This window comes from Ottowia beijingensis (assembly GCF_042680925.1).
Classification (GTDB): domain Bacteria; phylum Pseudomonadota; class Gammaproteobacteria; order Burkholderiales; family Burkholderiaceae_C; genus Ottowia; species Ottowia beijingensis.
The window spans coordinates 24,195-40,771 of record NZ_JBHUEP010000006.1; the positions used below are offsets into that span (position 1 = coordinate 24,195).

At 68.1% G+C, this 16,577-nt stretch carries 19 protein-coding genes and 1 pseudogene; 15 read left to right on the plus strand and 5 right to left on the minus strand.

Annotated features, from left to right (window positions below; translation table 11 throughout):
- Positions 1–27 precede the first annotated feature (27 nt).
- The 6 genes from ACFSCU_RS07215 (at position 28) to ACFSCU_RS07240 (ending at position 5,008) form a co-directional block, all read left to right on the plus strand.
- Positions 28–387, plus strand: a complete 360-nt coding sequence (locus ACFSCU_RS07215; protein ID WP_377560283.1) for an endonuclease domain-containing protein — start codon at positions 28–30, stop codon at positions 385–387.
- Between the two features lie 142 nt (positions 388–529).
- A complete protein-coding gene (locus ACFSCU_RS07220; protein WP_377560284.1) occupies positions 530–1,738 on the plus strand; it encodes an acetyl-CoA C-acyltransferase in 1,209 nt (402 codons plus the stop codon).
- A 244-nt stretch (positions 1,739–1,982) separates the two neighbouring features.
- Entirely contained in the window at positions 1,983–2,870 is an 888-nt protein-coding gene (locus ACFSCU_RS07225; RefSeq protein ID WP_377560286.1) for an alpha/beta hydrolase family protein, read from the plus strand.
- Between the two features lie 36 nt (positions 2,871–2,906).
- On the plus strand, positions 2,907–3,776 hold the full coding sequence (locus ACFSCU_RS07230) for an acyl-CoA thioesterase (RefSeq protein WP_180549948.1): 870 nt from the start codon (positions 2,907–2,909) through the stop codon (positions 3,774–3,776).
- Between the two features lie 225 nt (positions 3,777–4,001).
- Entirely contained in the window at positions 4,002–4,766 is a 765-nt protein-coding gene (locus ACFSCU_RS07235; RefSeq protein WP_180549947.1) for an enoyl-CoA hydratase, read from the plus strand.
- Entirely contained in the window at positions 4,760–5,008 is a 249-nt protein-coding gene (locus ACFSCU_RS07240; protein WP_377560287.1) for a hypothetical protein, read from the plus strand. The genes ACFSCU_RS07235 and ACFSCU_RS07240 overlap by 7 nt, the downstream gene beginning before the upstream one ends.
- Positions 5,009–5,319: 311 nt before the next feature.
- Here ACFSCU_RS07240 and ACFSCU_RS07245 read toward each other — a convergent pair whose 3' ends face one another.
- Positions 5,320–5,781, minus strand: a complete 462-nt coding sequence (locus ACFSCU_RS07245; protein WP_180549946.1) for an acyl-CoA thioesterase — start codon at positions 5,779–5,781, stop codon at positions 5,320–5,322.
- A gap of 206 nt (positions 5,782–5,987) precedes the next feature.
- Between ACFSCU_RS07245 and ACFSCU_RS07250 the strand changes: the two genes are divergently transcribed.
- Positions 5,988–7,898, plus strand: coding sequence for an ABCB family ABC transporter ATP-binding protein/permease (locus ACFSCU_RS07250; RefSeq protein WP_377560519.1), 1,911 nt, complete (start codon positions 5,988–5,990; stop codon positions 7,896–7,898).
- Between the two features lie 61 nt (positions 7,899–7,959).
- Here the strand turns inward: ACFSCU_RS07250 and ACFSCU_RS07255 are convergent, their stop codons facing one another.
- The gene (locus ACFSCU_RS07255; protein ID WP_180549945.1) at positions 7,960–8,133 is read right to left on the minus strand and encodes a hypothetical protein; all 174 of its coding nucleotides are present in this window, start codon (positions 8,131–8,133) and stop codon (positions 7,960–7,962) included.
- Between ACFSCU_RS07255 and ACFSCU_RS07260 the strand changes: the two are divergent.
- Positions 8,123–8,293, plus strand: a pseudogene (locus ACFSCU_RS07260) (amino acid ABC transporter ATP-binding protein); the annotation flags it as partial. The gene ACFSCU_RS07255 and the pseudogene ACFSCU_RS07260 sit on opposite strands and share 11 nt — an antisense overlap.
- Positions 8,294–8,498: 205 nt before the next feature.
- Here ACFSCU_RS07260 and ACFSCU_RS07265 read toward each other — a convergent pair.
- The 3 genes from ACFSCU_RS07265 to ACFSCU_RS07275 form a co-directional block, all read right to left on the minus strand.
- Positions 8,499–9,539, minus strand: coding sequence for a DctP family TRAP transporter solute-binding subunit (locus ACFSCU_RS07265; protein WP_333706205.1), 1,041 nt, complete (start codon positions 9,537–9,539; stop codon positions 8,499–8,501).
- A gap of 86 nt (positions 9,540–9,625) precedes the next feature.
- Positions 9,626–10,924 (minus strand): TRAP transporter large permease, encoded by a 1,299-nt coding sequence (locus ACFSCU_RS07270; RefSeq protein ID WP_180549944.1) that lies wholly within the window; start codon positions 10,922–10,924, stop codon positions 9,626–9,628.
- Positions 10,921–11,493 carry a TRAP transporter small permease gene (locus tag ACFSCU_RS07275; protein ID WP_377560289.1) on the minus strand — a complete coding sequence of 191 codons (573 nt, stop codon included), beginning with the start codon at positions 11,491–11,493 and terminating at the stop codon, positions 10,921–10,923. Before ACFSCU_RS07275 ends, ACFSCU_RS07270 begins: the two co-directional genes overlap by 4 nt.
- Positions 11,494–11,710: 217 nt before the next feature.
- Here ACFSCU_RS07275 and ACFSCU_RS07280 point away from each other — a divergent pair, with 217 nt between their 5' ends.
- The 7 genes from ACFSCU_RS07280 to ACFSCU_RS07310 all read left to right on the plus strand — a co-directional run bounded on the left by ACFSCU_RS07280 (position 11,711) and on the right by ACFSCU_RS07310 (position 16,575).
- Complete coding sequence (locus ACFSCU_RS07280; protein WP_180549943.1) at positions 11,711–11,863, plus strand: hypothetical protein; 153 nt, start codon at positions 11,711–11,713, stop codon at positions 11,861–11,863.
- Between the two features lie 153 nt (positions 11,864–12,016).
- Positions 12,017–12,439 carry a nucleoside diphosphate kinase regulator gene (gene rnk / locus ACFSCU_RS07285; RefSeq protein WP_333706209.1) on the plus strand — a complete coding sequence of 141 codons (423 nt, stop codon included), beginning with the start codon at positions 12,017–12,019 and terminating at the stop codon, positions 12,437–12,439.
- A 221-nt stretch (positions 12,440–12,660) separates the two neighbouring features.
- Complete coding sequence (locus ACFSCU_RS07290) at positions 12,661–13,104, plus strand: hypothetical protein (RefSeq protein WP_377560290.1); 444 nt, start codon at positions 12,661–12,663, stop codon at positions 13,102–13,104.
- A gap of 180 nt (positions 13,105–13,284) precedes the next feature.
- Complete coding sequence (pyrC, locus tag ACFSCU_RS07295) at positions 13,285–14,328, plus strand: dihydroorotase (RefSeq protein WP_180549941.1); 1,044 nt, start codon at positions 13,285–13,287, stop codon at positions 14,326–14,328.
- Between the two features lie 99 nt (positions 14,329–14,427).
- Complete coding sequence (locus ACFSCU_RS07300) at positions 14,428–14,958, plus strand: REP-associated tyrosine transposase (protein ID WP_180551706.1); 531 nt, start codon at positions 14,428–14,430, stop codon at positions 14,956–14,958.
- A 56-nt stretch (positions 14,959–15,014) separates the two neighbouring features.
- A complete protein-coding gene (locus ACFSCU_RS07305; RefSeq protein ID WP_180549940.1) occupies positions 15,015–15,848 on the plus strand; it encodes an NYN domain-containing protein in 834 nt (277 codons plus the stop codon).
- Entirely contained in the window at positions 15,841–16,575 is a 735-nt protein-coding gene (locus ACFSCU_RS07310) for a DUF3025 domain-containing protein (RefSeq protein WP_308645785.1), read from the plus strand. Before ACFSCU_RS07305 ends, ACFSCU_RS07310 begins: the two co-directional genes overlap by 8 nt.
- Positions 16,576–16,577 lie beyond the last annotated feature (2 nt).

The following is a 16,577-nucleotide window of genomic DNA, read 5'->3' on the forward strand; positions in this document are numbered from 1 at the left end:
CGAAACGCGCCGGCATTGCGCCGGGCGATGACCGACGCCGAGCGCGCGCTGTGGTCGCGCCTGCGCGGCGAGCAACTGGGTGTGAAGTTCCGCCGCCAGCACCCCTTGGGCGGCTACGTCGCCGACTTCGCCTGCCTGGCGCCCCGGCTGATCGTCGAACTGGATGGCTCGCAGCATGCGAACCAGCAAGCGTATGACGACAGACGGGATGCCTTTTTCCGGTCGCAAGGCTTCACGGTGCTGCGCGTCGCTACCGATGCGCCGTTCGTGAATATGGAGGGAGTGCTGGTGAGCATCCTCGATCGACTCGAATCATTGGCGGGCGCGGCCCCCACCCCAACCCTCCCCCAGAGGGGGAGGGAGAGAAACGAAAAGGGCACGCCGTGACTGCACAGCGGCTTGCCACGAACTCCTTCCCCCGCTGGGGGAAGGCTGGGAAGGGGGCTACCCAAGCCCGCCCTTCGACCGCCGCGCCATTACCCCAACCCTCACCCCGCACGAGGGCCTTGAACACCCACGGAGTTTCGCCATGAGCAAACAAATCCAGGACGCCTACATCGTCGCCGCCACCCGCACGCCCATCGGGCGCTCGCACCGGGGCTACTTCAAGCACACCCGCCCCGACGACCTGCTGGCACACGCGCTGCGCGAGGTGCTCAAGCAGGCCCCCGGCCTCGACCCGGCCGCCATTGAGGACGTGATCGCCGGCTGCGCCATCCCCGAGGCCCAGCAGGGCCTGAACGTGGCGCGCGTGGCCAACGTGCTGGCGGGCTACCCCAAGAGCGTGGGCGGCATCACCGTCAACCGTTTCTGCGCCTCGGGCCTGTCGGCCGTGGCCATGGCGGCCGACCGCATCCGCGTGGGCGAGGCCGAGGTCATGGTCGCCGCCGGTGTCGAAAGCATGAGCATGGTGCCCATGATGGGCAACGCGCCCTCGCTCTCGCCCGAGATCTTCAAGAACACCAGCAACGTCGACGACTACGGCATCGCCTACGGCATGGGCCTGACGGCCGAGAAGGTGGCGCAGCAGTGGAAGGTGTCGCGCCAGGCGCAGGACGCCTTCGCCCTCGAATCGCACCAGCGCGCGCTGAAGGCTATTCAACAAGGCGAGTTCAAGGACGAGATCACGCCCGTCACCGTGACCGAACGCAGCGTCAACCTGAAGACCGCCGAGGTCACGACGAGCGAACGCACCGTGGACATCGACGAAGGCCCTCGCCCCGACACGTCGCTCGAAGGCCTGGCCAGGCTGCGCACCGTGTTCGCCGCGCGCGGCTCGGTGACGGCGGGCAACAGCTCGCAGACCAGCGACGGCGCGGGTGCGCTGATCGTGGCCAGCGAGGCCGCTGTCAAGCGCTTTGGCCTGACGCCGCTGGCGCGTTTCGTCAGCTACGCGTCGCGTGGCGTGCCGCCGCACATCATGGGCATTGGCCCCATCGAGGCGATTCCGGCCGCGCTGAAGTCCGCCGGCCTGACGCACGACCAGATCGACTGGTACGAGCTGAACGAAGCTTTCGCCGCGCAGTCGCTGGCGGTGGTCAACACGCTCGGGCTCGACCCCGCCAAGGTCAACCCGATGGGCGGCGCCATCGCGCTGGGCCACCCGCTGGGCGCCACCGGCGCCATCCGCTCGGCCACCGTGGTTCACGCGCTGCGCCGCCACAACAAGAAATACGGCATGGTCACCATGTGCGTGGGCATGGGGCAGGGCGCGGCGGGCATCTTCGAGCGGGTGTGAGCGCAGGGGGCACTGCCATCCCCGGAGCGCTGGGGATGGCATTTCGCATACTCCCATGCATGCATGCCGACAGCGCTCGTCCAGTGGGCGCAAGGAGCGCATACCCCCTGATTTTTCCTTAATGCTTGCATGTGGGAGCGGCCTTGGCCGCGATCGGCGCATCGCCGTGCCACAAGCCGCCATCGCGGGCAAGCCCGCTCCCACACAGCCCGCAGCCCGATCCCGCCACTGAGCACCACCGTCGATGAACACCCTGCACCTCCACACCCCGCGCGGCGGCCACGTGGCGGCGCGCGTGTTCGAGCCACCAGCCGGCACGCCCACCACGCTGCAGGCCGTCATCGGCGCGGCCATGGGCGTGCCGCAGCGTTACTACGCCGACTTCGCCGCCTGGCTGGCCACGCAGGGCGTGCGCGTGCTCACCTTCGACTACCGCGGCCATGCCGATTCGCTGGCCTTGCTGCAGCACCGGCGCGTGCGCCATGTCGATGCCACGCTGCACGACTGGCGCGCCGATTACGAAGCCGCCACGCAGTACCTGCACGCGCTGGCGCCTGAACTGCCGCTGCGGCTGATCGGCCACAGCCTGGGCGCGCAGTTGCCCGGCCTGTTCGAGCGCACCGACCACATCGACGGTCTGCTGGCCGTGGCCGCCGGCAGCGGCTACTGGCGCCAGAACGCGCCGCAACTGCGGCGGCGGGTGCTGTTCATGTGGCACGGCCTGGTGCCGGTGCTCACGCCGCTGTTCGGCTACTTCCCCGGCAAGCGCATCGGCGCGGTGGGCGACTTGCCAGCCGGCGTGATCCGCCAGTGGCGCCGCTGGTGCCTGCACCCCGACTACAGCGGCAGCGAGGGGCCGGCCGCGCGCCAGCGCTACGCGGCGGTGTGCTTTCCCATCCTGGCGCTGTCGATCAGCGACGACGAGATGATGACCCTGCCCGGCACGCAAAGCCTGCTGGCGCTGTACGCCAACGCGCCGCACGCCATCGAGCGCGTGACGCCGCAAGACCATGCCCTGGCGCGCATCGGCCACCTGGGCTGGTTCCACCGCCGCCACCAGGCCGACCTGTGGCCCCACACGCTGCAGGCCCTGCGTGCGCTGCCGCAGCGCGTGGCGCAGGCGCCCGCGTGACAACAGCGTGCCGTGCCGCGTGCTAACTTCGCGCCCATGACCCGCCCCAAGCTGCTCATCACCCATCCGTTCGACGAAGCCGTCGCCCTCGACGCGCTGGTGGCCAGCGTGGACGAGCACGGCCGCGCATCGGCGCGCCAGTTCGAAGGCCGCCCGCACCCGGCCTACGCCAACATGGTGGGGCCGTTCGGCGGCGTCACGGCGGCGCAGGCGCTGGCTGCCGTGCTGGCCCACCCCGAGCGGCTGGGCGAGCCGGTGGCGCTCACCGTCAACTTTGCGGCCGCGCTGGCCGATGCGCCCTTCCGCGTCGAGGCGCGGCCCGCGCGCACCAACCGCTCGACCCAGCACTGGACGGTGACGATGACGCAGACCGGCGCCGACGGCGTCGATGCGGTCATGCTCACCGCCAGCGCCGTCACCGCGCTGCGGCGCGACACCTGGAACGCGGTCGACGCACCCATGCCCGCCGTCGCCGCGGCCACCGACGTGCCGCGCGCGCCCTTCACCGACCGGGTGAGCTGGGTCGGCCGCTACGACATGCGCCCCGTGGCCGGCGCCATCCCGCAGCACTGGGACGGCACCGAGGCCGACAGCCTGACCCAGCTGTGGCTGCGCGACGACCCGCCGCGCCCGCTCGACTTTCTGAGCCTGACGGCGCTGGCCGACGCCTTCTTCCCGCGCATCTGGCGCCGCCGCGCGCGCATGACGCCCATCGGCACCGTGTCGATGACGGTCTACTTCCACGCCAGCGCCGCCGAGCTGGCCGCCACCGGCGAGGGCTACCTGCTGGGCCAGGCCCGTGCGCAGTCGTTCTTCAACGGCTACTTCGACCAGAGCGCCGAGCTGTGGAACGAGGCCGGGCACCTGCTGGCGACCACGCACCAGATCGTGTATTACAAGGAGTGAAGCCCGGAATACCGAAAACCGAATACCGGACGCAGAGGACGCAGAGGTTTCGCAGAGGACGCAAAAGACGACAGAAATACTTTGTTTTGCATCGCAGCGGGCCGGCGCCTCGGGAAACGTTCAGAGCCTTGTTTGGTATTTCTTTTCTGCGTCCTCTGCGAAACCTCTGCGTCCTCTGCGTCCGGCTGTTTGAAACGCATCCTCACCCAACACCCACCAAGAACCATGTCCGAAATCCTCCAACACCAAGACGCCGGCGTCCTCACGCTCACCTTCAACCGCGTGGAGCGCAAGAACTCCATCAACGTCGCCATGTACGACGCGCTGGCCACCGCCATTGCGCAGGCGACCGACGACGCGGCCACGCGCGTGGTCGTCATCCAGGGACACGAGACGGTGTTCTCGGCCGGCAACGACATCGAGGACTTCCTCAAGAACAAGCCGGCGGGCGACGATTCGCCGGTGTTCCGCTTCCTGCGCGGCATCGCCGCCTTTCCCAAGCCGCTGATCGCCGCCGTGTGCGGCCCGGCGGTGGGCATCGGCACCACCATGCTGTTCCACTGCGACCTGGTGTATGCCGGCGACAACGCGGCGTTTTCGATGCCCTTCGTCAATCTCGGCCTGGTGCCCGAGGCGGCCAGCAGCCTGCTGGCGCCGCGCATGTTCGGCCACCACCGTGCGGCCGAGGCGCTGCTGCTGGGCGAACCCTTCATGGCCGAGGCGGCGCTCGAAGTCGGCCTGGTCAACCGCGTGCTGCCGCCCACCGAGGCGAACGCCTACGCACAGCAACAGGCCCGCAAGCTGGCCGCCAAGCCCCTGCCCAGCCTGATCACCACCAAGGCGCTGATGAAGGGCGGCTACCTGGGCGAAATCCTGCACCGCATGGACCAGGAAGGCGCGCACTTTGCCCGCATGCTGGGCGAACCCGCCGCCCGCGAAGCCATGACCGCCTTCATGGAAAAGCGCAAGCCCGATTTCAGCAAGTGCTGAAATCGGCCGTTGCGTCAGCAACGGAGCCGCAGTGCGGCGCGCAGCAGCTTTCGATAAAAGCGCAAGCCCGATTTCAGCAAGTGCTGAAATCGGCCGTTGCGTCAGCAACGGAGCCGCAGTGCGGCGCGCAGCAGCTTTCGATAAAAGCGCAAGCCCGATTTCAGCAAGTGCTGAAATCGGCCGCTGCGTCAGCAGCGCAGCCGCGCTTCACCATGGGCTTGACGGCTGAAAACAAGCGATAGCCATTTGGAGCCACATGGCACTCATAAGAAAATAGCTGCTTGCGCCCGTTAATTGGGCGCCAAAGACTTTTTTGACCATCAAAAAAATCTGGAAGGTCCCCCCAGTGCGGCGGCCTTCCAGCTTCCGTGGCAAGGTGCCACAGCGCCCACATGCGAATTTGCTTTCAGAAAAGCTTGACCATCCAGAAGTCTCCGATGAGGCGCGGATCGCATCCGCTGTGTGGGAGCGGGCTTGCCCGCGATCAAGCGTTGGTGGCGACGAGGCGCCTCATCGCGGGCAAGCCCGCTCCCACAACGCTGCCTGAGAGATATCAGTCGTCCGTGCGCGGCACCGGCCGCGGCTTGCCCTCGTCGTCGATGGCGACGTAGGTCAGCTGCGCCTCGGTCACCTTGATGTAGCGCCCCTGGTTGTTGAAGCGCTCGGCGTACACGCCCACGTTCACCGTCATCGAGGTGCGGCCGATGCGCTCCATCTTGGCGTAGAACGACAGGATGTCGCCCACGCGCACCGGCGCCCTGAAGATGAACTGGTTCACCGCCACCGTGGCCATGCGCCCCTGCGCATAGCGCGCCGGCAGCACCGAGCCGGCCAGATCCACCTGCGCCATCACCCAGCCGCCGAAGATGTCGCCGTTGGCATTCGCATCGCCCGGCAGCGGAATCACCTTGAGTACCAGTTCATGATCGGCCGGCACCTGGGCCTCGGGTGCATCGACCGGCGCCGTGTTCGGCGCGCGCAGGTGGGTGGTGACGGAGTTGGAGAGGTGCGACATGGGCAAAATCCGGTAAACACCCCCTGAGGCGCTGGCGCGCCTTCCCCCTCTCCTGCGGGAGGGGGACAACGCCACTGGCCGGGCCAAGCCCGCTCCAGGGCGTTCACTGGCGTGGCCTGCTCGCAGGCCCGTCGCCCCAAGGGCGTGCAGCGGCTTTTTCGGCCGCTGCACGTCTGAGTTTTTGAACAAGAAAGAGATTGTCCACGATGCGCGGTGGCCGCGATTTGTCCCGTTCCCTTCCTGTTGCCGAGGCGCCCAGCGGGCCGCGCTCCGACTGGCGCACGCTGGGGCGCCTGCTGCCCTACCTGTGGCAATACAAGTGGCGCGTGGCGGCGGCGCTGCTGTTCGTCATCGGCGCCAAGGTGGCCAACGTCAGCGTGCCGCTGCTGCTGAAGGAGCTGATCGACCGCATGACGCTCAAGCCCGGCGACCCGGCGGCACTGCTGGTGGTGCCGGTCGGCCTGCTGCTGGCCTACGGCGCGCTGCGGCTGATGACCAGCGCCTTCACCGAGCTGCGCGAACTGGTGTTCGCCAAGGCCACGCAGGGCGCCAGCCGGCAGATCGCGCTGCAGACCTTCGAGCACCTGCACAGCCTGAGCCTGCGCTTTCACCTGGAGCGCCAGACCGGCGGCATGACGCGCGACATCGAGCGCGGCGTGCGCGGCATCGAATCTCTGGTGTCGTTCTCGCTGTATTCCATCGTGCCCACGATCATCGAGGTGGCGATGGTGCTGTCGATCCTGGCCGTGAAGTTCGACGCCGGCTTTGCCTGGATCACCGGCGCGGCGCTGGTTTGCTACGTGGTGTTCACCGTGACGGTGACCGAGTGGCGCACCAAGTTCCGGCGCGAGGCCAACCTGTACGACTCGGCCGCGCACACCAAGGCCATCGATTCGCTGCTGAACTACGAGACCGTCAAGTACTTCAACAACGAGGAGTTCGAGGCGCGCCGCTACGACGAAAGCCTGGAGCAGCTGCGCCGCTCGCGCCTGAAGGCGCAAACCTCGCTGTCGGTGCTGAACACCGGGCAGCAGCTCATCATCGCCATCGGCCTGGTGGCCATGCTGTGGCGCGCCACGCAGGGCGTGGTGGATGGGCGGCTGACGCTGGGCGACCTGGTGATGGTCAACGCCTTCATGATCCAGCTCTACATCCCGCTCAACTTCCTGGGCGTGATCTACCGCGAGATCAAGCAGAACCTGACCGGCCTGGACAAGATGTTCACGCTGATGGACCGCGAGCGCGAGGTGGCTGACGCGCCCGGCGCCGAGGCACTGCACACCAACGGCCCGGTGGACGTGCGCTTCGAGCATGTCGATTTCGCCTACGAGCCGGCGCGCCAAATCCTGCACGACGTGAGCTTCGAGATTCCAGCCGGCAAGACGGTGGCGGTGGTGGGGCCGTCTGGCTCGGGCAAGTCCACCTTGGCGCGACTGCTCTATCGCTTTTACGACGTCGGTAACGCGCCCCCACGCTCCGCTGCTTCGCATGCTGCGCTGCCCCCCGAGTGGGCTGCCGCCGACTTGGGGCGGCCCGGCATCGGCGGCGGTCGCATCCTCATCGCCGGCCAGGACATCCGCAGCGTCACGCAGGCCAGCGTGCGCCGCGCCATCGGCATCGTGCCGCAGGACACGGTACTGTTCAACGACACGGTGGCCTACAACATCCGCTACGGCCGGCCCGACGCCACCGATGCCGAGGTGGAGCAGGCCGCGCGCGCCGCGCACATCCACGACTTCATCATGAGCACGCCCAGGGGCTACGCGACGATGGTGGGCGAGCGCGGCCTGAAGCTCTCCGGCGGCGAGAAGCAGCGCGTGGCCATCGCCCGCACGCTGCTGAAGGACCCGCCGGTGCTGATCTTCGACGAGGCCACCAGTGCGCTCGATTCGGCCAACGAGCGCGCCATCCAGGCCGAGATCCGCAGCGCCGCGCGCGGCAAGACCACGCTGGTCATCGCGCACCGGCTGTCCACCGTGGTCGATGCGCACGAAATCCTGGTGATGGAGGCCGGCCGCATCATCGAGCGCGGCACGCACTTCGCGCTGCTGGCCGCGCACGGGCGCTATGCGCGCATGTGGGCGCTGCAGCAGAGTGCGGACAATCAGGACACTTGATTGGCAACAAGGCTCCCACACAGCGGATGCGGTCCGCGTGTCATGTGAGACTTCTTGGTCATCAAGCAAAAACAATAGCTGCTGGCGCCTGCTGCACGGCGATATTCAAGGCATTTGCATCTGAAATCGTTTGCAAACATGCGCAAGCAGCTATGAAAAGCAAAGTGCCCGGCGGCGCGACCAAGGGTTTATCCTGTGGCCGCACGTCCGTAGAATGCCGTTCTTTGGTGGTCACGCACGAGATGGGCTTTGCCCGCAAGGTGGCCAACCGCGTGGTGTTCATCGACGTCGGCGGCAAGGTGCTGGAAGACTGCAGCAAGGACGAGTTCTTCGGCAACCCCGAAGGCCGCCAGCCGCGCACCAAGGATTTCCTCAGCAAGATCCTGCAGCACTGAGCGGCGGCGCCCGCACACCGCGCACAAGACGGCCTCGGCCGTCTTTTTTCATGATGCAGGGGAGTATGTTCCGTCAGCGCCCGCCGATATGGCGCTAGCAGCCTGAAATGCGGGGAGTATATGAGGCAATGGCGACCATGGCGACTGGCGCCGGAACCAAAAAAAGCCCCGCATCGCGGGGCTTCGTGCGGCGCTGGCGCGGGCCTTACTTCTTGCGCGCCGCGATAGCCTTCTCGGCCTGGTTCACCAGGTCGGCGCCGATCTGGTTCTTCCACTTGTCGTACACCGGGCGCGTGGCCTTGACGAAGGCGTCGCGCTCGGCCGGGCTCAGGTGCGTGATCTGCACGCCCATGGCGGCGATGTCCTTCAGCAGCGGCTGGCCGGGCTCGATGAGGCCCTTGCGCGCAATGGCGATCTGCTCCTGGCCGGCCTCGATGGCGGCCTGGCGCACCAGCTCGCGGTCGGCCGGCGTCCACGACTCCCACACCTGCTTGTTCACCACGAACACCAGCGGGTCGGCGATGTAGCCCCACATCGTCAGGTGCTTCTGGCCCACGGTGTGCAGCTTGGCGGCGGTGAAGATGCTCATGGGGTTTTCCTGCCCGTCCACGGCACCGCTGGCCAGCGCGGGCTGGGCGTCGGCCCAGCTCATCTGCGTCGGGTTGGCGCCCAGGGCGGTGAAGGTCTCGAGGAACAGCGGCGAGCCGACGACGCGGATCTTCAGGCCCTTCAGGTCGGCGGGCGACTTGATGGGGTGCTTGGAGTTGCTCAGCTCGCGGTAGCCGTTCAGGCCCCAGGCCAGGGGCACCACGCCGGCCTTCTCGAGGATGGTGAACATCTGCTTGCCGACGTCGCCCGTGGTCAGCGCGTCGATGGCGGCGTAGTCCGGCATCAGGAAGGGCAGCGAGAACAGGTTGAGCTGGCGCACCTGCGGCGACCAGTTGATGGTGGAGCCCACGGCCATGTCGATCACGCCCTGGCGCAGCGCGCTGAACTCGCGCGTCTGGTCGCCCTGGATCAGCGACACGCCGGGATACAGCTTGATGTTGATGCGGCCGTTGGTCTTTTCCTTGACCTTGTTGGCCCAGATCTCGCCGCCCTTGCCCCACGGGAAGGCCGGGCCGACGACCAGCGACATGCGGTATTCGGACTTGTAGTTCTGCGCGGCGGCCGGCAGCGAGAAGGTGGTGGCGGCCAGCGCGGTGGCGGCAGCAGCCAGGGTGAGCAGAGTGCGGCGAAGTTTCATGGGTTCAGTCTCCTTGCGGTTCACTATGAAAAAAAGAGCTGCTTGCGCCCGCCAGATGGGCGCTACAGGCCGAAAACACTTGAAAATCAATACCCCAGCACGCGCGGCAGCCACAGCGCCAGCTGCGGCCAGATGATGACGGCCACCATCACCAGCCCCATGGCCAACAGCATCGGCCAGACCCAGCGGATGGTTTCTTCCATGCGCACATTGGCAATGCGGCACGACACCATCAGGTTGACCGCCAGCGGCGGCGTGAACTGGCCCAGCGCCACTTTCAGCGTCAGCAGCACGCCGAACCACACCGGGTCCCACTGGTAGTGCTGCATGATGGGCCACAGGATCGGCACGAAGATCAGGAAGATCGAGATGCCGTCGAGGAACATGCCCAGCGTGATCAGCATCACCATCAGCAGCGCCAGCACGCCGTATTCGCCCAGGCCCGAGTGGATGATGGCGTTGGTGATTGGGTCGATCACGCCCAGCGTGGAGAGCGAGAACGCGAAGATGCCCGCCAGCGACACCACCAGCAGGATCACGGCCGACAGCTCGCCCGATTCCTTGAGGATCGGGAACAGATCGCGCAGCGTCATCGTGCGGTGCACGAACATGCCGACGAACAGGCCGTAGAACACGGCCACCACGGCCGCCTCGGTGGGCGTGAACCAGCCCATCCGCATGCCGCCCAGAATCAGCACCGGCGCGGCCAGGCCCCAGATGGCTTCGACGAAGCTCTTGAGCAGCGGCGGGCGCGGCAGGCCCGATTCGAGGTGTCCCATGCCGTGGCGGCGCGCCATCCACACGGCCGGAATGATCAGCGCCAGCCCGGCCAGCACGCCCGGCACCATGCCGGCGGCGAACAGCGCCGGCACCGACGCGCCCGGTACCAGCACCGAATACACGATGAACGCCACCGAGGGCGGGATCAGGATGTCGGTGGCCGCCGCCGCGCCCACCACGCTGGCCGAATAGGGCGCCGGATAGCCGGCGCGGTGCATGGCGGCGATCATCACGCCGCCCACGGCCGCCGCGTTGGCCGGGCCGGAGCCCGAGATGCCGCCCAGGAACATCGCGACCGCGATCGCCACCAGCGGCAGCATGCCCGGCCCGCGCCCCACCAGCGCGATGGCGAAGTTGACCAGCCGCAGCGCCACGCCCGAGCGGTCGAAGATCGAGCCGACCAGCACGAACATCGGGATGGCCAGCAGCGGGTACTTGCCCAGGCCGGCGTAGAAGTTCTGCGGCACCGCCAGCAGGCCGAACCACGGCGCCTGGGCATTCGCCAGCGCAATGGCCGCCGCGCCGGCCAGGCCCAGCGAGGCACCGATGGGCACGCCCATCAGCATGGTGATGATGAAAAGCGCAAAGAGCAGCGTGGCGATCATGGCGCATGCTCCTCGGCACGCACCTCGGGCGAGGTGGGCAGATCGACGCTGTCGGCCGCGGCGCGGCCGCCGCGCAGCATCAGGCCGATGGCGCGGCCCATGATGGCCACGCTGAGGATCGGCAGCCACATCGTGTACCACCACTGCGGCACGCCGATGCCGGGCGAGGTTTCGCCGTACTGCACGTCGTCCCACAGCACGCGCGCCGACAGCACGGCCAGCAGCGCGAACAGCAGCGCCACCAGCCCGGCGCCGAACTGGGCCAGCGTGCGCTGGCGCCGCTCGGGGCCGCTGTCGGCAAAGAATTCGATGCGGATGTGCCGGTTGCGCGCCACCGCGGCCGAACCGGCCACCATGGCCAGCACGATCATCAGGAACACCGACACCTCTTCCGTCCACGCGAACGATACATTGGTGAAATAGCGCACCAGCACGTTGGCGAAGGTAATCAGCGCCAGCAGCGCCATGATGATCACCGTCAGCCAGTCCTCGATGGCCAGCGGCACGCGTGTCGGGGCGTCAGCCGGTGCCGGGGCGGCGGGCTGATCGGGTATGTGGGGGGAAGACATGAGGGAAACGGCTCGGAGCGAACGCGGCAACAAAAAACGCGGCCTGTGCAGCCGCGCCCGCTATCTTAAGCGCCCCGCACCCCGGCGGGCGCGCCGCCTGACGCCGCCGGGTGCATGGAAACCCTGAAAGCCGCGCCGCGCCTGCCGCCCGGGCGATCCGGCCCGGCGCCGCGGCGGCCATTGGCCTTTTCGGTGCCGGGGCGGTATCATCCGGCCCATGCACGCCATCCCTGCCTGCCCCACGCGCGTCCTGTCGCGCGCCACATCGGCCCCCACGGCCGGGGCCACGGCGTGCGCGCGCACGATCCGTCGAACGCCAGCGCGGGCGCACCACGCCCGCCGTGCCGGCCTGCTGGCCGCACTCTCCTGAGCCCGACGATCCCCCCGACCTCTGATTGAGCGCTGCCCGGATCGTCGGGCACCGCACCGGCGCGCCGCGCATCCGCTTGATTCCACGCCGTGGCGGCTGCCCCGCCCGCCGGCCAGCACCGCACAGACAACCCCTTTTTCGCAGGAGACTGCCATGACCGCCAACGATTTCAACCGCACCATCACCGACCTGGACCACGTGCGCATCTTCAACATGCTGCGCCGCCAGTCGGCCGACGCCGCCGCCGCGGCGCAGGCCGAGGAACTGTCGGACCTGATCGACGCTGCCGAGGTGGTGCGCCCGCAGGAGATCGCCGGCGACATCGTCACCATGTATTCCAAGCTGCGCGTGGCCGACGCGGCGGGCGGTGCCGAGCGCAGCGTGACCCTGGTCTACCCGGCCGACGCCGATGCCGCGCAGGGCATGATCTCGGTGCTGTCGCCCCTGGGCACGGCGCTGCTGGGCCTGCGCGCCGGCGAGGTGGCGCGCTGGCGCGGCATCGACGGCAAGGAGGGGGCGCTGGAAGTGCGCGCCATCGAGTTCCAGCCCGAGGCCAGCGGCGACTACACGGCCTGAGGTTGTCAAAGCCGCGCTGTGCCGAGCGGCCTTGCGCGGAGCCGTAAGCAATCGCTCACATCGGTCGGCGTGCCGGCCTGTTGTGCTACGTGGCGTGAAGGTGCCGTCCTTCACGGCGCAAGGAAGGCTGCCCGCAACGGCGGTGCAGCCGGCGCTTTTCAATATCGCTTCAGCGGCTTCGCTTTTTCGGCGGCCGCGCCATCCAAGACAAGGAGCGAAAAATGTTGAAGAGCAACCAACCCGTGTCCGTCAAAGGCGTTGCCGCCCTGGGCGCCATCGTCACCCTGGCCGCGCTGACCGGCTGCGTGACCCGCACGCGCGAAGTCGTCGTCGAGCGCCCCACCGCGCCCGCCGTGGTGGTGCAGCAGCCCGTGGCCGCCGCACCGGCCAACGTGCGCACCATGCCCGGCCCCATCAACGAGCAGCGCGGCGTGTCGCCCGGCGCGGGCTACAGCTGGCTGACCGGCTACTGGGCCTGGGACGGCGTGCGCTGGGTGTGGCAGCCGGGCCGCTGGATCCAGGGTGCGGCACCCGCCATCCCGGCCCCGCAGGCCGAGACCATGGGCAATGCGCCCCATGCCACGGCGTACTGGGTGCCGGGCTACTGGGCCTACAACACCTCCAGCAACACCTGGGTGTGGACGCCGGGCGCCTGGAGAAACTGACCCTCCCCCTGTGGCGCTGGCGCGCCTTCCCCCTGAGAGGGACAACGCTGGTGGCCGGCTCAGGTCCGGCCACGGCGTTCCAGGAGGGCCTGCTCCGCGGCCACGCGAACACAAGAAAGGCCATCGTCCTGCAGCGATGGCCTTTTCTGTTGGTGGAGGCACCGGTGGGACAATTGGTGCATGACCGCTTCTGCCTCCGAAACCCTCACCATCACCCGCCCCGACGACTGGCATCTGCATGTGCGCGACGGCGCTGCGCTGGCCTCGGTGGTGCCGCACACGGCCGCCCAGTTCGGCCGCGCCATCATCATGCCGAACCTGCGCCCGCCGGTCACCACCACGGTGCAGGCGCTATCGTATAAAGAGCGCATTGCGCAGGCGGTGCCTGCAGCAATGGCGTTTGAGCCCTTGATGACGCTGTACCTGACCGACGTCACGCCGCCGGATGAAATCGCCCGCGCGGCCGAGGCCGGTATCGTCGCCCTCAAGCTTTACCCCGCCGGCGCCACCACCAACAGCGACGCCGGTGTCACCGACATCCGCAAGACCTACAAGACGCTGGAAGCCATGCAGCGCGCCGGCCTGAAGCTGCTGGTGCACGGCGAGGTGACAGACCCCGACATCGATCTGTTCGACCGCGAGGCCGTGTTCATCGACCGCGTGATGACGCCGCTGCGCAAGGACTTCCCGGAACTGAAGGTCGTGTTCGAGCACATCACCACGAAGGAGGCCGCGCAGTACGTGGCGGATGCCGACGCGCACACGGCGGCCACCATCACCGCGCACCACCTGCTCTACAACCGTAACGCCATCTTCCTCGGCGGCATCCGCCCGCACTACTACTGCCTGCCCGTGCTCAAGCGCGAAGTGCACCGCCAGGCGCTGGTGCAGGCCGCCACCAGCGGCAGCCCCAAGTTCTTCCTCGGCACCGACTCGGCGCCGCACCCCGCACACCTGAAGGAACACCCGTGCGGCTGCGCCGGCTGCTACACCGCGCTGACGGCGCTGGAGCTGTACGCCGAAGCCTTCGAGGCCGCGGGCGCGCTGGACAAGCTGGAGGGCTTCGCGTCGTTCTTCGGGGCCGATTTCTACGGTTTGCCGAGGAACAGCGGGCGCGTCACGCTGCGGAAAGAAACGTGGACGATTCCCGACGAAGTGGCGTTTGGCGAGGCGGTGGTGAAGCCGTTGAGGGGTGGCGAGCTTGTCCATTGGAAGCTGATGTAGGCGCGTAGGTCGGAACCGCCGCAGGCGATTCCGACGCACGGCGACACATCAACCCGGATGGCGGAATCGCCTGCGGCGGTGCCGCCATACGATGGCGCGATGCCCAACTACATTCGTTCCAAGACGCCGGGCGCGACGTGGTTCTTCACCGTGAACCTGCTGCAACGACAGGGGAACGATTTGCTGGTGCGGCACATCGACCGGCTTCGGCAATGCGTGGCGGAGGAAAAGGCCCGCCGACCGTTCCAGATTTTGGCCTGGGTCGTGCTGCCGGAGCACATGCACTGGTTGTGGCGACTGCCTGCGGACGATGCGGATTTTTCTACCCGCAGGCGGCGCATCAAGACCGCTTTCTCGAAAGGATTGCCCGCCACCGAGTACCGCTCGCCGGTGCGCTTGGCCAAAGGTGAGCGCGGCATCTGGCAGCGGCGGTTCTGGGAGCATCAGATTCGAGACCAAGAAGACTTGGCACGGCACATGGACTACATCCACTTCAACCCCGTCAAGCATGGCTGGTGTGCTGCGCCGGCAAACTGGCCGCATTCCAGTTTTCTGCAGCATGTGGAGAAGAGGCATTACACCCGGAATTGGGCCGCCGGTGGCGACATCGACATGGCTTACGATGATTGACGCCATGCGTCGGAATCGCCTGCGGCGGTTCCGACCTACCGTCTGAACTGCCTGTCATGAGCGCCAACCCGAACACCCAACCCCGCATCGCCCTCCTCATCGACGCCGACAACGCGCCGGCCGATCTGATCGACGAGATCCTGACCGAGCTGTCGACGCTGGGCGTGATCAACATCCGCCGCGCGTATGGCAACTGGACCAAGTCGGGGCTGAACGGCTGGCAGGAGCGGTTGCTGGAGTTCGCCATCCGGCCGATGCAGCAGTTCGACTATTCCAAGCGCAAGAACGCCAGCGATATGGCGATGACGGTGGATGCGATGGAGTTGCTCTACACCGAGCGGCCCGATGCGTTCGGCATCGTTTCGTCCGACGCCGACTTCACGCCGCTCGTGATGCACTTGCGCGCCAAGGGCGCGGCCGTGTACGGCTTCGGCGCGGCGCAGACGCCCAAGCCGTTCGTCAACGCGTGCTCGCGTTTCCTGTACCTGGAGGCACTGGCCGAGGCGCACGCCGAAGCCGAGGGCGACAGGGCGGGGCTGCCCACCGCCGCGGCCGAAGGCAAACCGAAGCCCGACGGTGCGGGCGCACCCGCGTCCGCACCCGCACCGGCGGCGCACCGCGTGCGCGTGCCGACCTCGCAACTGCGGCAGGACACGGCGCTGATGAACCTGCTGCGCGACGCCGTGCATGCGGTGCAGGACGAAGCGGGCTGGGCGCGCGTGGGCGAGGTCGGTACGCAGATCAGCAACAAGGCCAGCTTCGACCCGCGCAACTACGGCTACGCCACGCTCAGCAAGCTGCTGGGGGCCGTGGATGCGTTCGAGTTCCGCGACGAGGGCACCTCGCGCGTGGCGGTGCGCGACAAGCGCGCCGCCCGGCGCGGTGGTTGAGCCCGCCATCGACTGGGCGCGGCCGTGGAACGCGTCCACGCGCCGCTGGGGCGAGCCGGCCGAGGCCGTCTGGCGCGCGGGCGCGTCGGCGGCCGATGTGCTGAACGCGCTGGGCGCCGCTCCGGTGCGCTTCGTGCCGCAGCACGCGCTGCCCGAGGGCGTGGCCTACGAGCAGTTCATCTTTGCGCAGCGTGCCGTGCCCACGCGCGACAACCTGCACGACTTCTTCAACGGCCTGATCTGGTGCGCGTTTTCGCGCGCCAAGCAGCGCCTGAACGAATTGCAGCACGCCGAGATCGCGCGCGATGGCGTGCGCGCCACGCGCGGGCCGGTGCGCGACGCGGTGACGGTGTTCGACGAGAACGGTGCGCTGCTGGCCGCGCCCGAGGCGCTGTGGGCGGCGCTGCGCGCGCGCCGCTGGGCCGTGCTGTTCGGGCCGCTGCGCCCGCTGTGGGCCGAGGCACGGCTGTGGGTGTTCGGGCACGCGGCGCTGGAGAAGCTGGTGTCACCGTACAAATCGATCACGGCGCACGTCATGCAAGCGCCGACAGCTATCGAAACGATAGAAGAGGCGGATGCCTGGCTGGCCAGTTGGCTGAGCGCCGAGCGCCTGGTGCCCAAGCCGTTCGCGCCGCTGCCGCTGCTGGGCGTGCCCGGCTGGTGGGCGGCGAATGAAGACGCGGCGTTCTACGACGACGCGACGGTGTTCCGGCCACTGCGGACGTGATA

Bases quoted from the DNA above. Each gene is read 5' to 3' on its own strand.
- ACFSCU_RS07220 (WP_377560284.1), top strand. From the start codon at position 530: ATGAGCAAACAAATCCAGGACGCCTACATCGTCGCCGCCACCCGCACG.
- ACFSCU_RS07265 (WP_333706205.1), bottom strand. From the start codon at position 9,539: ATGAAACTTCGCCGCACTCTGCTCACCCTGGCTGCTGCCGCCACCGCG.
- ACFSCU_RS07215 (WP_377560283.1), top strand. From the start codon at position 28: ATGACCGACGCCGAGCGCGCGCTGTGGTCGCGCCTGCGCGGCGAGCAA.
- ACFSCU_RS07225 (WP_377560286.1), top strand. From the start codon at position 1,983: ATGAACACCCTGCACCTCCACACCCCGCGCGGCGGCCACGTGGCGGCG.
- rnk (WP_333706209.1), top strand. From the start codon at position 12,017: ATGACCGCCAACGATTTCAACCGCACCATCACCGACCTGGACCACGTG.
- ACFSCU_RS07280 (WP_180549943.1), top strand. From the start codon at position 11,711: ATGCACGCCATCCCTGCCTGCCCCACGCGCGTCCTGTCGCGCGCCACA.
- ACFSCU_RS07305 (WP_180549940.1), top strand. From the start codon at position 15,015: ATGAGCGCCAACCCGAACACCCAACCCCGCATCGCCCTCCTCATCGAC.
- ACFSCU_RS07290 (WP_377560290.1), top strand. From the start codon at position 12,661: ATGTTGAAGAGCAACCAACCCGTGTCCGTCAAAGGCGTTGCCGCCCTG.
- ACFSCU_RS07235 (WP_180549947.1), top strand. From the start codon at position 4,002: ATGTCCGAAATCCTCCAACACCAAGACGCCGGCGTCCTCACGCTCACC.
- ACFSCU_RS07270 (WP_180549944.1), bottom strand. From the start codon at position 10,924: ATGATCGCCACGCTGCTCTTTGCGCTTTTCATCATCACCATGCTGATG.
- ACFSCU_RS07230 (WP_180549948.1), top strand. From the start codon at position 2,907: ATGACCCGCCCCAAGCTGCTCATCACCCATCCGTTCGACGAAGCCGTC.
- ACFSCU_RS07275 (WP_377560289.1), bottom strand. From the start codon at position 11,493: ATGTCTTCCCCCCACATACCCGATCAGCCCGCCGCCCCGGCACCGGCT.
- pyrC (WP_180549941.1), top strand. From the start codon at position 13,285: ATGACCGCTTCTGCCTCCGAAACCCTCACCATCACCCGCCCCGACGAC.
- ACFSCU_RS07245 (WP_180549946.1), bottom strand. From the start codon at position 5,781: ATGTCGCACCTCTCCAACTCCGTCACCACCCACCTGCGCGCGCCGAAC.
- ACFSCU_RS07300 (WP_180551706.1), top strand. From the start codon at position 14,428: ATGCCCAACTACATTCGTTCCAAGACGCCGGGCGCGACGTGGTTCTTC.
- ACFSCU_RS07250 (WP_377560519.1), top strand. From the start codon at position 5,988: ATGCGCGGTGGCCGCGATTTGTCCCGTTCCCTTCCTGTTGCCGAGGCG.